The sequence below is a fragment of the Nocardioides humilatus genome (genome assembly GCF_008373755.1).
Taxonomy (GTDB): domain Bacteria; phylum Actinomycetota; class Actinomycetes; order Propionibacteriales; family Nocardioidaceae; genus Nocardioides; species Nocardioides humilatus.
In genome coordinates, this window is sequence record NZ_VUJV01000004.1 from 117,069 (window position 1) to 130,194 (window position 13,126).

14 protein-coding genes are annotated in these 13,126 nt (G+C 70.8%); 3 read left to right on the top strand and 11 right to left on the bottom strand.

Features of this window, described 5'->3' with window-relative positions:
• From F0U44_RS15040 to F0U44_RS15065, 6 genes are all read right to left on the bottom strand, one after another.
• Positions 1–993 carry a threonine aldolase family protein gene (locus tag F0U44_RS15040; protein ID WP_149729169.1) on the bottom strand — a complete coding sequence of 331 codons (993 nt, stop codon included), beginning with the start codon at positions 991–993 and terminating at the stop codon, positions 1–3.
• The gene (locus F0U44_RS15045) at positions 990–1,580 is read right to left on the bottom strand and encodes a cupredoxin domain-containing protein (protein WP_149729170.1); all 591 of its coding nucleotides are present in this window, start codon (positions 1,578–1,580) and stop codon (positions 990–992) included. Before F0U44_RS15045 ends, F0U44_RS15040 begins: the two co-directional genes overlap by 4 nt.
• 20 nt (positions 1,581–1,600) lie before the next feature.
• A complete protein-coding gene (locus F0U44_RS15050; RefSeq protein WP_368732094.1) occupies positions 1,601–2,950 on the bottom strand; it encodes a class II 3-deoxy-7-phosphoheptulonate synthase in 1,350 nt (449 codons plus the stop codon).
• Positions 2,951–2,984: 34 nt separating this feature from the next.
• Positions 2,985–4,490, bottom strand: a complete 1,506-nt coding sequence (locus tag F0U44_RS15055) for an APC family permease (protein ID WP_149729171.1) — start codon at positions 4,488–4,490, stop codon at positions 2,985–2,987.
• Positions 4,491–4,561: 71 nt separating this feature from the next.
• A complete protein-coding gene (locus F0U44_RS15060) occupies positions 4,562–5,761 on the bottom strand; it encodes an amidohydrolase family protein (RefSeq protein ID WP_188113505.1) in 1,200 nt (399 codons plus the stop codon).
• Between the two features lie 141 nt (positions 5,762–5,902).
• Positions 5,903–6,931, bottom strand: a complete 1,029-nt coding sequence (locus F0U44_RS15065) for a 6-phosphofructokinase (protein ID WP_149729173.1) — start codon at positions 6,929–6,931, stop codon at positions 5,903–5,905.
• A 115-nt stretch (positions 6,932–7,046) separates the two neighbouring features.
• On the opposite strand from F0U44_RS15065, the gene F0U44_RS15070 reads away from it, so the two are divergent.
• Complete coding sequence (locus F0U44_RS15070; protein WP_149729174.1) at positions 7,047–7,874, top strand: DUF1028 domain-containing protein; 828 nt, start codon at positions 7,047–7,049, stop codon at positions 7,872–7,874.
• Here F0U44_RS15070 and F0U44_RS15075 read toward each other — a convergent pair.
• Genes F0U44_RS15075 through F0U44_RS15095 form a run of 5 tightly spaced genes read right to left on the bottom strand, consistent with a single transcriptional unit; the run spans position 7,871 to position 11,789 of the window.
• Positions 7,871–8,761 carry a hypothetical protein gene (locus F0U44_RS15075; protein WP_149729175.1) on the bottom strand — a complete coding sequence of 297 codons (891 nt, stop codon included), beginning with the start codon at positions 8,759–8,761 and terminating at the stop codon, positions 7,871–7,873. The genes F0U44_RS15070 and F0U44_RS15075 overlap by 4 nt on opposite strands.
• Positions 8,754–9,416, bottom strand: a complete 663-nt coding sequence (locus F0U44_RS15080; RefSeq protein ID WP_149729176.1) for a response regulator — start codon at positions 9,414–9,416, stop codon at positions 8,754–8,756. Before F0U44_RS15080 ends, F0U44_RS15075 begins: the two co-directional genes overlap by 8 nt.
• 10 nt (positions 9,417–9,426) lie before the next feature.
• Entirely contained in the window at positions 9,427–9,939 is a 513-nt protein-coding gene (locus F0U44_RS15085; RefSeq protein ID WP_149729177.1) for a flavin reductase family protein, read from the bottom strand.
• A complete protein-coding gene (macS, locus tag F0U44_RS15090) occupies positions 9,936–11,057 on the bottom strand; it encodes a MacS family sensor histidine kinase (RefSeq protein WP_149729178.1) in 1,122 nt (373 codons plus the stop codon). The genes F0U44_RS15085 and macS overlap by 4 nt, the downstream gene beginning before the upstream one ends.
• A gap of 3 nt (positions 11,058–11,060) precedes the next feature.
• Positions 11,061–11,789, bottom strand: a complete 729-nt coding sequence (locus tag F0U44_RS15095) for a lysophospholipid acyltransferase family protein (RefSeq protein ID WP_223163708.1) — start codon at positions 11,787–11,789, stop codon at positions 11,061–11,063.
• 72 nt (positions 11,790–11,861) lie between these two features.
• On the opposite strand from F0U44_RS15095, the gene F0U44_RS15100 reads away from it, so the two are divergent.
• The gene (locus F0U44_RS15100; protein WP_149729180.1) at positions 11,862–12,632 is read left to right on the top strand and encodes an alpha/beta hydrolase; all 771 of its coding nucleotides are present in this window, start codon (positions 11,862–11,864) and stop codon (positions 12,630–12,632) included.
• Positions 12,633–12,670: 38 nt separating this feature from the next.
• Positions 12,671–13,108 (top strand): hypothetical protein, encoded by a 438-nt coding sequence (locus tag F0U44_RS15105; RefSeq protein ID WP_149729181.1) that lies wholly within the window; start codon positions 12,671–12,673, stop codon positions 13,106–13,108.
• The last annotated feature ends 18 nt before the right edge of the window (positions 13,109–13,126 follow it).

Here is a 13,126-nt window from a genome sequence, read left to right on the forward strand (position 1 = left end):
CTACAGCCTCGCCAGCGCCGCCACGGCCTGCGCGGTGTCCGCGCGACTGACGTCGAGGTGCGTCACGAGCCGGACCGTTCGCGCCCCCACAGCGCCCACGAGCACGCCCGCCTCCCGCGCCGCGGCCACGTAGGCCGGAGCGTCCGCCACGTCGAACGCGACGATGTTGGTGTCGACGCCTGCGGGATCGACTCCGCAGGCCTCGGCGAGCAGCCGTGCGTGGGCGTGGTCATCAGCAAGCCGATCGACGTGGTGGTCGAGGGCATACAACCCACCAGCAGCGAGTACGCCGACCTGGCGCATCCCGCCGCCCAGCCGCTTGCGCCGCACCCGAGCCTCAGCGATCAGCGCCGCGGGACCGACGACGAGCGAGCCCACCGGAGCGCCGAGCCCCTTGGAGAGGCACACGGCAGCGACATCGGCCACGGCGCCGTACTCCTCGAGGGACACGCCGGTCGCGACGTGGGCGTTCCAGAGCCGGGCCCCGTCGAGGTGGACCGCGACGGAGTGCTCGTCGGCGAAGGCACGCAGCGCCTTCAGGTCGGCCAACGGGAGGACCGCTCCCCCGGCGAAGTTGTGGGTGTTCTCGACCGAGATGGCCGCGGTCCGCACGAAGAACGGGCCGAGATCAGGGGCGAACAGGTCGGCGAGCACCGCGACGTCGACCTGGCCGCGAGGCGACGACCAGGTCCGCATCGTCACGCCGGAGACGGCGCCGTGGGCACCGAGCTCCGCACGCGCGATGTGCGCCCGCGCCTCGCAGAGCACCTCCTGCCCGGGCGCGACGAGCAGCCCGACGGCGAGCACGTTGGCCATCGAGCCGGTCGGGGTGAAGAGCGCCGCCTCGTGGCCGAGCAGGCCGGCGACCCGCTCCTCGAGCGCGCGGACGGTCGGGTCCTCGCCGTAGACGTCGTCGCCCACATCCGCGCGCGCCATGGCAGCACGCATCCCCTCCGTCGGTCGGGTGACCGTGTCGGAGCGGAGATCGATCACGAGATCTGCTTCGTGAGCGTCGGCGACCAGCCCGACTCCTTGCCGGCAGCGGTGTTGGACGTGCGGGCCCGGAACTCGTAGGTGCCGTTCTGCGCCGGGTTGTAGAACTTGGTCGCGGCATGCGTGTTGGTCAGCAGGACGCGCCAGTCAGTGGTGCCCTGCCGGCGGAACTGGACGTCGAACGCACGGCCGGCTGGGGCAGAACCGGTGGACCACCGCAGCGTCCAGCCGGTGCTCGGCGTGCCGTCGGCCTTCATCGGCACAACGATGCTGCCCTTCATCGTCGCGTGGATGCTGCAGTGGTAGGGGAAGCGGCCGGCCGAGTTGAAGCCGGCGTTGAACTGTCCCGAGGAACGGAAACCGCTGTCGAAGAAGGCCTGGTTGGAGGTGGCCGTGTGCGTGTTGGACCCGGTGAAGGACCAGCCGATCGTCTGACCCTGTGGCACGGTCTTGGCGGTCGGCGAGAAGCTGTTGTCGGCGACGGTGACGATCACCGCACCACCGATGGCGGAGGGGGCGGCGACAAGGGCGGCGAGCAAGGTCGCCGAGCCGAGCCCCAGGGAAGCGAGGAGCGTGCGGGTGCGCATCCACCCAATGTAGGACCGGGTCAGGATTTGCGCAGCATGTCGGCCACGCGGAAAGCCATCTCCAGCGACTGCACCCGGTTGAGGCGCGGGTCGACCACGGACTCGTAGCGGTGAGCGAGACCCTGCTCGGTGAGCTCCTCGCCGCCACCGATGATCTCGGTGACGTCGTCGCCGGTGTTTTCGACCAGGATGCCGGCCGGGACCGTGCCGAGTGCGCGGTGGACCTCGAAGAAGCCCCGCACCTCGTCAAGAACGTCCTCGAAGCGACGGGTCTTGTAGCCGTTGGAGGCCTCGAAGGTGTTGCCGTGCATCGCGTCGCACACCCAGGCCACGTCGACACCCTCGGCGGTCACCTTCTCGACCAGCGCGGGCAGGCCGTCGCGGATCTTGCCGGCGCCGAAGCGGGTGATGAAGGTGAGCCGGCCCGGCTCGTTGGTCGGGTTGAGCTTGGTCGCGAGCGACAGAGCGTCGTCGGCGGTCGCGGTCGGACCGAGCTTGCAGCCGATCGGGTTGCGGATCCGGCTGAAGTATTCGACGTGGGCGCCGTCGAGCTGGCGGGTGCGCTCACCGATCCAGACCATGTGGGCGGACACGTTGTAGGGCAGCTCGGTGCGCGAGTCGGTGCGCGTCATCGCGTGCTCGTACTCGAGCAGCAGCGCCTCGTGGGACGAGTAGAAGTCGACCCGGTGGAACTCGTCGGGGTCGGCGGCGCCGATGGCCTTCATGAAGGTCAGGGCGCGGTCGATCTCGGCGGCCATCGCCTCGTAGTGCTGACCGACCGGGCTGTTGCGCACGAACTCGGAGTTCCAGGTGTGGACCTGGCGCAGGTCGGCGTAGCCACCGGTCGTGAAGGCGCGCACGAGGTTCAGCGTGGAGGCCGACGCGTGGTAGACGTCGAGCAGCCGCTGCGGGTCGGGCCGACGGGACTCGGGCGTGAACTCGAAGCCGTTGACGGCGTCGCCGCGGTAGGCCGGCAGCGTGACCTGCTCGCCGCCGACGGCGCGCGTCTCCATGTCGCTGGAGCGCGGCTTGGCGTACTGCCCTGCGAGCCGACCGACCTTGACCACCGGCACGGACGCTGCGTAGGTGAGCACGACCGCCATCTGCAGCAGCACGCGCAGCTTGTTGCGCACGTTGTCGGCGGTGGCGTCGACGAACGTCTCCGCGCAGTCGCCCCCCTGGAGGATGAAGGCCTCGCCGCGGCTGGCCGCGGCGATCTTCGCCTTCAGCTCGTCGCACTCGCCAGCAAACACCAGCGGCGGCATGGTCCGCAGCCGCGCGACGGCAGCGGCCACAGCGGCCGGGTCGTCGTAGTTCGGCTGCTGCGCGGCGCCCATGGCGTGCAGCTGCTCGAGGGAGGGGATGCTCACCCTCCAAGGGTACGGCGACCCGCCCCCCCGTCTGCTATCGCGGGTCGTCCGTGGGATCGATGTCCATGTGCTCGATGTCGGCGAAGTGCCCGCCCTCGGGGGTGTGGAAGATCCGGGTCACACCCCACAGCACGACACCGAGTCCCAGCAGCGCCGCCGCGATGACGTATTGAACCTGGTCGGCCTCGAGCCGGGCCCACGGCCCGAGGAGGTAGGCACAGGTGACGGCGCCCAGCACCGGGACGACGACCGGCGCCTTGAAGGAGGTGCCGTCGCCCGGGTCGCGGCGCAGCACGAGGCAGGCGATGTTGACGACCGTGAAGACGGCCAGGAGCAGCAGCGCCGTGGTGCCGGACAGCGCGCTCACCACCGACACCTCGGTGCCCTTGTCGGGGTCGCCGATCGTCGTGTCGCTCAGCTTGACGACCGCGACGATGAGCGCCAGGGCCAGCGCCGTCGTGAAGGCGATGGCCGCCCACGGCGCGCGCCTGCCGGGCAGCACCTTGCCGAGGCCGGACGGCAGGACCTGCTGGCGGGCCATGCCGTAGACCAGCCGGCTCGCCATCAGCATGTTGATCAACGCCGTGTTGGCGACCGCGAAGACGGTCATGAAGGGGAAGAAGTCGTCGATCGGGAGATCGGGGGCACCCCGCTTCACGACGTCGATGAGGATGCCGGCGTCGGGGTTGGTGGGCGCCGCGATGTCGCCGGCCGGGATCACGACGACGACCGACACGGCGACCAGCATGTAGATCACCGCTGCGATGCCGAGCCCGGTGAACATCATCCGCGGGAAGATTCGCTCCGGCTCACGGGTCTCCTCGACCATGTTGACCGAGTCCTCGAAGCCGACCATCGCGAAGAAGGCGATCGTCGTCGCGATGGTGACCGCAAGGAACAGGCCCTTGTCGTCGGGGTTCTCGAAGACGGTGACCCGGTCGAAGTCGCCGTCGCCGCGGGCGATGACGGCGAAGCCGATGGCGATCACGATGGCGAGGGCCGCCATCTCGATCAGCGTGAGCACGATGTTGAACTTCACGCTCTCCCCCACGCCGCGCAGGTTGATCGCGGCCAGCAGGAGCATGAAGCAGAGCGCCACGAACAGCGCCCAGCCGCTGGTGGTCGGCACGCCGCCCCAGATCTCGTGCAGCCCGAGCAGCAGGTTGTTGGCCAGCAGGCTCGACGAGGTCGAGGCGCTGGTGATGCCTGAGCAGACCACCGTGAAGGCGACGAGGAACGTGACGAAGTGGATGCCGAACGCCTTGTGGGCGTAGAGGGCGGCTCCCGCCGCCTGGGGGAACTTCGTGACCAGCTCGAGGTAGGAGAAGGCCGTCAGGGTCGCCACCGCGAAGGCCAGCAGGAACGGCAGCCACGCGATGCCGCCGACCTGTCCGGCGAGCTTGCCGGTCACGGCGTAGACACCTGCGCCGAGGATGTCGCCGACGATGAAGAGGAGGAGCAGGCGGGGGCCCATCACCCGCTTGAGCTCGTGGGGCTGGTCGCCCGTCGGCGTGTGTTCGTCGGTGGTCGACGCTGTCATCCCGAGATCCTCCCGATGCCTGGTCCGGGTCCCCGGACGTCACCCTCCCCAGTTACCGCTTTCGGGAAGGTTCAGACGGGGTGGCCGCGCACCACGACCGCCTCGGTCTCGCCGAGGGCCGAGGCGTCGGCGGCGACGTCGCCGCGAACGACGAGGAGATCGGCGTCGTAGCCGACGGCCAGCCGTCCGGTGACGTCACCGACCCCGCACGCGTCCGCAGCGCCGGAGGTGCCGGCGGCGAGCGCTTCCTCGACCGGCCAGCCTGCGCGGACCAGGTCGGCGATGGCGATCCACTCGTTGCCGTGGGCCTTGAGCGGCATCGCGCCCGAGTCGACCCCGGGGACGACACGGATCCCGTGGGCGCGCAGCCGGGCGGCGGTCTCGAAGCCGCGCGCCAGCATCGAACCGAAGTCCATCCCCGTCTTCGCCATGACCTCCAGCGCCTGCGGCGGCGGAGGCGGCATGAAAGCGAGCAGCGACTGGTCGAAGCCCATCGTCGGGTCGACCATGATCCCGGCCGCAGCGACCCGGTCGAGGAGGTCGTCGGAGATGACGCTCCCGTCCTCCGAGATACCGCTGAAGTGCTCGATGCAGTCGACCCCAGCAGCGAGCGCCGCCTCGATCCCCCGGATCGAGTGCGCGTGGGCGAGCACCTGAAGACCGACCGCGTGCGCCGCCTCGACGACGATCGCCAGATCGGTCGCCTCGTACTGCACGCCGAACATGTCGGTGCCCACCGTGAGGAAGCCGCCGCTCGCCATCACCTTGATGACGTCGACGCCGCGCTCGTGGTGCTCGGCCACAGCGGCGCGCAGGGCGTCGGCGCCGTCGGCCTGACTGCCGAGGAAGTGACAGTGTCCGCCCGTGGTCGTGATCGGCGGGCCGGCGGCGATGATCCTCGGCTGTCCCGGCGTGCGCCGGTCTCGGAAGGCGAGCGTGCGATAGTCGCAGTCGCCGAGGTCACGCACGGTCGTCACGCCCTTGGCGGCCTGGGCGGCCAGCGTCTTCTCGATCGCCGCGTCGATCTCCTCGGGCGACATCCCCTCGACCCGCTCGAGCGAACCCGGACTGCCGTCGGCGACCAGGTGGACGTGGGCGTCCACGAGCCCGGGCAGCAGCGTGCCGTCGTACGACGTGACGGCGCAGCCGTCCGGGACGGCGAAGTCGTGGGCCTCGACCCCGACGATCTTCTCCCCCTCGACCAGGACCGTCGCACCGCCGAGGAGGAAGCGGGTGCCGTCGAATGCCTGCGGAGCTCTCAGCGCGAACACGGGATGAGTCTCACGCGCGCGGGGACGACTGTCATCAGCCAACCGAAGGCATTGCTGGATTGGCCGAGCGCGTCTCCAGCGACAGCATGGAGCAAGCAAGCTTGCGCCGGGTCGCTTCCCGCCGCGCTGCCGGCTGACAGATCAGCCGAAGAAGACCTGCGCCTCGGCGTACTCCTCGGGGCTGACCACCTTGAGCTCGCCGGTGCCCTCAGCGAGCGGCACCCGCACGATGTCCTTGCCGCGCAGCGCGACCATCACGCCGAAGTCGCCGTCAGCGACCGCCCCGATCGCCTGCAGTCCGAAGCGCGTGGCCAGCCACCGGTCGAAGGCGGTCGGGGTGCCGCCCCGCTGCACGTGACCGAGTACGACGGCCCGCGCCTCCGCCCCGGTGCGGTCCTCGATCTCCTTGGCCAGTCGGTCGCCGATGCCGCCGAGGCGCACGTGACCGAAGGCGTCGACCTCGCCGCTCTGCAACGTCATGCCCGTGCCGTCGCGCGGGACCGCGCCCTCGGAGACGACCAGGATCGGGGCGTACTTCGACCCGAAGCGCCGCTGCACCAGCGAGCACACCTCGTCGATGTCGAACGGCTGCTCGGGGATCAGCACGATGCTCGCGCCGCCGGCGATGCCGGAGTGCAGGGCGATCCAGCCGGCGTGCCTGCCCATCACCTCGACGACGAGGACCCGGTGGTGGGACTCGGCAGTGGTGTGGAGCCGGTCGATGGCCTCGGTCGCGATGTTGACCGCGGTGTCGAAGCCGAAGGTGAAGTCGGTGCCGGACAGGTCGTTGTCGATCGTCTTCGGCACCCCGACGACGTTGACGCCGAGGTCGGCGAGCTTGGTGGCGACGCCGAGGGTGTCCTCGCCGCCGATGGCGATCAGGGCGTCGACGCCGGTCGCGGCCAGGTTGTCCTTGATCCGCTGGACGCCGTCGTCGAGCTTGAACGGGTTGGTCCGCGACGAGCCGAGGATCGTGCCGCCGCGCGGCAGGATGCCGCGGCACTCCTCGATGCCGAGCGGCATCGTGACGCCCTCGAGCGGCCCTCGCCAGCCGTCACGGAACCCGACGAACTCGAAACCGTGCTCCTTGACGCCCTTGCGCACGACCGCCCGGATCACGGCGTTGAGCCCGGGGCAATCACCCCCGCCGGTCAGCACTCCTACCCGCATCAGGCTGCTCCCCTCCCGTTTGGATCGTTCCAGCGTCGAGCCTACTGCCGCCGCTGGTTGAGGTGCGAGCGAAGCGAGCCTCGAAACCGCGGCACCCGGTCAGTAGCGTCAGACCATGACGTTCTCGATCGTGGCCCGGTCCGCCGACGGAGAGTCGTGGGGTGTGGCCGTCGCGTCCAAGTTCCTCGCGGTGGGATCGGCCGTTCCGGCGGCCGTCGCCGGCGTCGGCGCCGTCGCCACGCAGGCCTATGCCAATGTCGCCTACAAGGGCCTCGCCCTGTCCCACCTCGACGAGGGCGCGACCGCGTCGGTCGCCCTGCAGCGTCTGGTGGAGGAGGACGAGGGCCGCGACCACCGGCAGGTCGGCATCGTCGACCTGGACGGCGGCGCGGCGACCTACACCGGATCTGCCTGCCTGGACTGGGCGGGTGGCCTCACCGGCGACGGCTTCGCGGTGCAGGGCAACATCCTGACCGGCCCCGAGGTCGTCGAGGCGATGCGCGACGCCTTCGAGCAGAGCGACCCGGAGGCCCCGCTCGCCCGGCGGCTTCTGGCGGCTCTGGCTGCCGGCGATGCCGCGGGCGGCGACAGCCGCGGGCGCCAGTCGGCCGCTCTCCTGGTGGTCAAGGAAGGCGCCGGCTACGGCGGGTTCGACGACGTCGCGGTCGACCTGCGCATCGACGACCACGAGGACCCGGTGCCCGAGCTCGAGCGACTGCTCGGCCTGCACGACGCTCTCAGCCCCGACGTGCCCGAGGACGAGCGCGTGCCGGAGACGCCCGAGCTGGCGGCCGAGCTCGACGGCCGCGCCCAGTCACTCGGCCATCTCCATTTCGCCGCGTGGTTGGGCACCAACAACCTCGAGGCCTACGGCGGTGAGGGCTGGACCGCCACTCAGGTCATCGAACAGCTGCGCGACGCGACACCCGACTGGTCGGCCTAGCCCAGCCTGTCGAGCGCCGCCTGGGCCTGGTCACGGTCCTTGGTGGCGGTCCGCAGCGCGGCGCCCGCCTCGTCGCGGACGTCCTCGGCGTCACCGAGCTCGTCGTCGACCTCGTCGAGCTCCCCCTCGAGATCGGCGACCCGGCGCCGGAGCTCCTCGACCTCGGCCTGGAGCTGGAGCGACCTCGCCGACAACCGGTCGACGTCCGCCTGGGCGTCAGCCTGCGCGCCGACCGCCTCGTCGTAGGAGGTGGTCGCCTGGTCGAGCCGTTCCTCGGCTGCCGCTCGCACCTTGGCGTCGCGGTCGGGGTCGGGCACCACCCGCAGGTCGGGCGGTCCGGGCGCCGGGGCCTCGCGGGCCGGCGCGGCGAAACCGAGCGCCTCCGGGACAGCGAGCGCCGCAGCGAGGGCTGCTTCACCGACCGGGTCGACCCCATTGGTCTGGAGGGGACCGACGAGCAGGCCGCTGCGCACCGCACGTCCGCACTCCTCGTCGATCATCGCCGCGGTGAGCGTGGCCTCGACCTGGTCGGCCACCGCCTGCGTGACCTTCAGCCCCGCCTCGGCTGCGAGCGACCGCGCCTGCTGCGTGACGGCAGCCGTGACCTGCCGGCGCTGCTTGGTCAGGGCCCGCAGCTCGCCGGCCGACATGGCCGCCTGGGCGTCGCGCAGAGCGGCCCCGACGCTCAGCAGCTGGTCGACCTGGTCGGTCTCACGTCGTACGAGCAGGTTGACGACCCACGCCGCGATCCCCGGCCGCTTCAGCGCCTTCACCGGAGCGGCGAGGTCGGTGCCCTTCAGCTCCTTCGCCCGCGCGTCGCGCGCCGCGGTGAAGTCGCCCGGCGCGAGCGCGTAGAGCTCGTCGGCGATCTCGAGCAGGTCACTCATCGTCGAGCCCCTGCTCGATGGCGTAACGGGTCAGCTCGACCCGGTTGTGCAGCTGGAGCTTGCGCAGGGTGTTCTGCACGTGGTTCTGGACCGTGCGGTGCGACAGGACCAGGCGCTCGGCGATCTGCTTGTAGGACAGACCCTTCGCGACCATCTTGAGCACCTCGGTCTCCCGATCGGTGAGCTGCTCGCCGGGCGGCATCGCCGGACCCGGGTCCTGCGACATCCGACGGAACTCACCGAGCACCAGCCCTGCGAGCCCGGGGGTGAAGACACTGTCACCGACACTGACGCGACGTACGGCGGCGATCAGCTCTTCACGCGACGCCGACTTGACCAGGTAGCCCGTCGCGCCGGCCTTGACGGCCTCGAGCACGTCGTCCTGCTCGCCGGATGCCGAGAGGATCAGCACGCGGGCGGACGGGTCGTCCTGGAGCACCGTCGCGGTGACCTCGACCCCGGTGGGAGCAGGGATCTGGAGGTCCAGCACGACGACCTGCGGGTGGGTCGCCCGGAAGCGGTTGATCGCCTCCGTGCCCGTCGATGCGGTCGCGACCACGGTGAGGCCGGCGGCCTCGAGGTCGGCGGTCACCGCATCGCGCCACATGGGGTGGTCGTCGACCACCATGACCCGCAGCCGAGCCTGCTCCTCCATGACCCGGACCCTACTCAGCCAAGGTTCGGTACCGCCCGCGGCGGTGCAGCAATGGGGAGACGTCGTCGGCACCGATGGTGACCTCGTCGAGCGCCACCTGCACCTCGACCGACCAGCCGACCTCCCGCGCGTCGACCAGCGACACCTGCGCGTGCGTCGTCGCACTGGCCAGGAGCGGTCCGGCCGGGGTCCCGACGAACTCGGCCTGGCGGAACGGCCCGCCCGGCGCCGGCGCGGTCCCGGCGAACGCCTCGGCGAGCTGGCGATCGGCCCACGTCAGCAACTGGACGACGCCGCGTCCGTTGTCGCGGAGCTCGGCGAGCAGGTCACTGTCGGGGTCGACCAGGGCCAGCAGGCCCGGACGGGGCCCGAGAGCGACCATCAGCGACGTCACGGTCAGCCCGGCCCGGGTGGCACCCTCACCCGTGGTCCACAGCGTCACGCCACCGCCCAGGCGGCCGCGGAACCGGCGGGCCGGGTCGGGATCGGCCTCTGCGAACGGGTGCCCGGAGTGGATGGTCACGATCGCTCCTTCGGGACGACGAGCTCCCACTCGGTGCCGTCAGCGCCGGTGGTCAAGGTCGCGGTGCCCCCGAGGTCACGGACCCGACCCTCGATCGACTCGGAGATGCCGAGTCGGCCGCTGGCGCGCGCTTCGCCCAGCCTGCCCTCGGGGATGCCCGGACCCTCGTCGCGCACCGAGACAGCGATCTGGTCGCCCAGGTCGTCGAGCAGGACCCACGCGGCAGCGCCCTCGCCGACGTGCCGGTTGACGTTGTCGAGGCAGGCGCCGACCACCGCCACCACCTCGGCGGCGACGTGCGGAGCCAGGCGCACCGGACCGCCCGGCACCGCGACCTCGACCCCGGGCCGCTCACCGAGGGCTGCGAGTGCAGCGGCCAGGTCGGCCGTCGTCGGCCCCTCGTCGGCCACCAACCGGTCCTGCGACCGGATCAGCGTGCGCAGCGCCCGCTCCTGGTCGCCCGCCAACCGGCCGAGTTCCTCGGCCTCACCGCCCAGCTCGGCCCCGCGGCGCTGCACGAGCGCGAGGACCTGAAGCACCCCGTCGTGCACCACGCGGGCGAGCCGGGCCCGCTCCGCGGCCGCGGCCGCCTCACGCTCGGCGCGGTCGCGCTCGGAGGCCATCTGCTGCAGGGACTCCACGAGGTAGCCGACGATCGGGCCGCCCAGCACGATGAGGAACACGTAGCCGTAGTTGCCCTGGTCGAAGTCGGCGCGGATCAGTCGGTCGGTGCCGCCCAGGACGACCGCGGCGAACAGGCCGCCACGCCAGCCGTAGCGGACCGCCCACGCCAGCAGCGCGCCCATGATCCAGAAACCGGGGATCGTGGCGTTGAACCACTCACCCTTGACCCACGGGGTCGCGACCAGCAGCCCGACGGCGATCGCCAGGTCGGCGACCGTCAGTCGCACGGTGCGACGGATCGGCTTGGCGTAGGTCGCGATGGCGTACGCCGTCCAGACGACCATCAGCGCGACGCATGCCCAGCCGGCGACCGGGTGGTCGAAGTTGTGCCGGTAGACGTTGAGGACCAACGCGTTGGCGAGCACGACGAGCCGCAGCCACGCGAGGGCGCGGAACATCCGGTCCTCGACCGCGACCACGGCCCTGACGGTCATGGGTCAGGCTGCAGGCTTACGCTCTGCGCCCTTCGCGGCGTCGCTCTTCTTGGACTCGTCCTTGGCGCGCGTGGCGTACATGTCGACGTACTCCTGGCCGGAGAGCCGCATGATCTCGTACATGATCTCGTCGGTGATCGACCGCAGGATGAAGCGGTCGTTCTCCATGCCGGCGTAGCGACTGAAGTCGAGGGGCTTGCCGAAGCGCACCGTCGGCCGGGTGATCCGGCCGAACTTCTTGCCCGGGGGCGCCACCACGTCGGTGCCGACGACCGCGGTCGGGATCACCGGCACACCGGTCTCGAGCGCGAGGCGCGCGATGCCGGTCTTGCCGCGGTAGAGACGGCCGTCGTGGGACCGGGTGCCCTCGGGGTAGATGCCGAAGAGCTCACCCTCGCCGAGCACGCGCTTGGCCGAGAGGAGCGCGCCGGAGGCAGCGTCAGCGCCAGAGCGGTCGATCGGGATGTTGCCGGTGCCGCTGAAGAAGGTCTTCTGCAGCCAGCCCTTGATGCCGGGCGAGGTGAAGTACTCGGCCTTCGCGACGAAGCGCACCATCCTCGGGATCACCAGCGGCATGAAGAGCCAGTCGGCGTAGCTGAGGTGGTTGCTGGCGAGGATCGCCGGACCCGACGACGGGACGTTCTCGACGCCCTCGGACTTGGGGCGGAAGACGAGCTTGAGCATCGGCCCGAGGGCGATGAACTTGAGGAACCAGTAGAACACCCCACGCATCCTTTCCCCGAGATCGACAGGGAGAGCCTAGTGCCTTGCTGGGTGTCCTCCGTATTGGTGGACAATCACGCCATGACCAGCAACCCGGACTACGAGCCGCTCGTCGTCGCCGCCCGTCCCGAGCTGACCGGCGACCGCCGCATCGGCGTGCTCCTCAGCCACGGATTCACCGGTTCGCCGGTGTCGATGCGGCCCTGGGGCCGCTACCTCTCCGACCTGGGCTACGGAGTCCGGGTGCCGCTGCTCCCGGGGCACGCCACCACGTGGCAGGACCTCAACACCAAGCGGTGGGCCGACTGGTACGGCGCCCTCAGCGCCGAGCTCGACACGATGCTCGCCGAGCACGACGCCGTGGTCGTCGCCGGGCTCTCGATGGGCGGCGCGCTCGTGCTGCGGCTCGCCGAGGACCGCGCCGAGGAGATCTCCGGCGTGATGATCTGCAACCCCGCGGTCGCGACCAAGCGGTTCGACGTCAAGCTGCTCCCCGTCCTCAAGCACCTCATCCCGTCGTTCCCCGGGATCGCCAACGACATCAAGAAGTCCGGCGTCGAGGAGCACGGCTACACCCGTACGCCGCTGAAGGCCATCCACTCGCTGATCACCTCGTGGAAGCCGCTGGTCGCCGACCTGCCGAAGGTCAAGGCGCCGCTCATCTACTTCCGTTCGACGATCGACCACGTCGTCGACGAGGCGTCGCAGCCGATCATCCTCGACAACATCTCCTCGACCGACGTCGAGCTGGTGCCGCTCCCCGAGTCTTTCCACGTCGCGACCCTCGACAACGACGCACCGACGATCTTCGAGCGGTCCGCGGAGTTCGTCGCGCGGGTGACGTCGCTCTGATCGGCCCGGGGATTGCCCCGCGGCCGTAGGCTGGGGGCATGCCCCGCGAGGACGACCCGGAGTCTGCTGACCTCGCCCGTGAGCGGGAGGTCGAGTGGCAGCAGATCATCGACAACTTCGGCGACCGTGCGGTGCTCGAGCCCGACGAGGAGCAACCGTTCGCGGTGGTCCAGCCGCGCTTCGAGCGTGACCCCGAGGAAATCGAGATCGAGGTCCGCGACCAGGTCCACCCGAGCGACGCGTTCGTCCCACCCACACCCCCGCCGCTCCCGCGGCCGCCCGCCGATCGGCTGATGGCCTGGATCGGCGTCTTCGGGGTGCCTGCCGTCGTCCTCGTGTGTGTCGTGGCCGGCATCAGCGTCCCCAGCTGGGTCGGCTTCTTGATGGCCGCCGGTTTCGTCGGCGGGTTCGGCTATCTCGTCGTCAAGATGTCCGACGAGCCGCGCGACCCCTGGGACGACGGCGCCGTCCTCTAGGTTTCGAGGCTCGCTCCG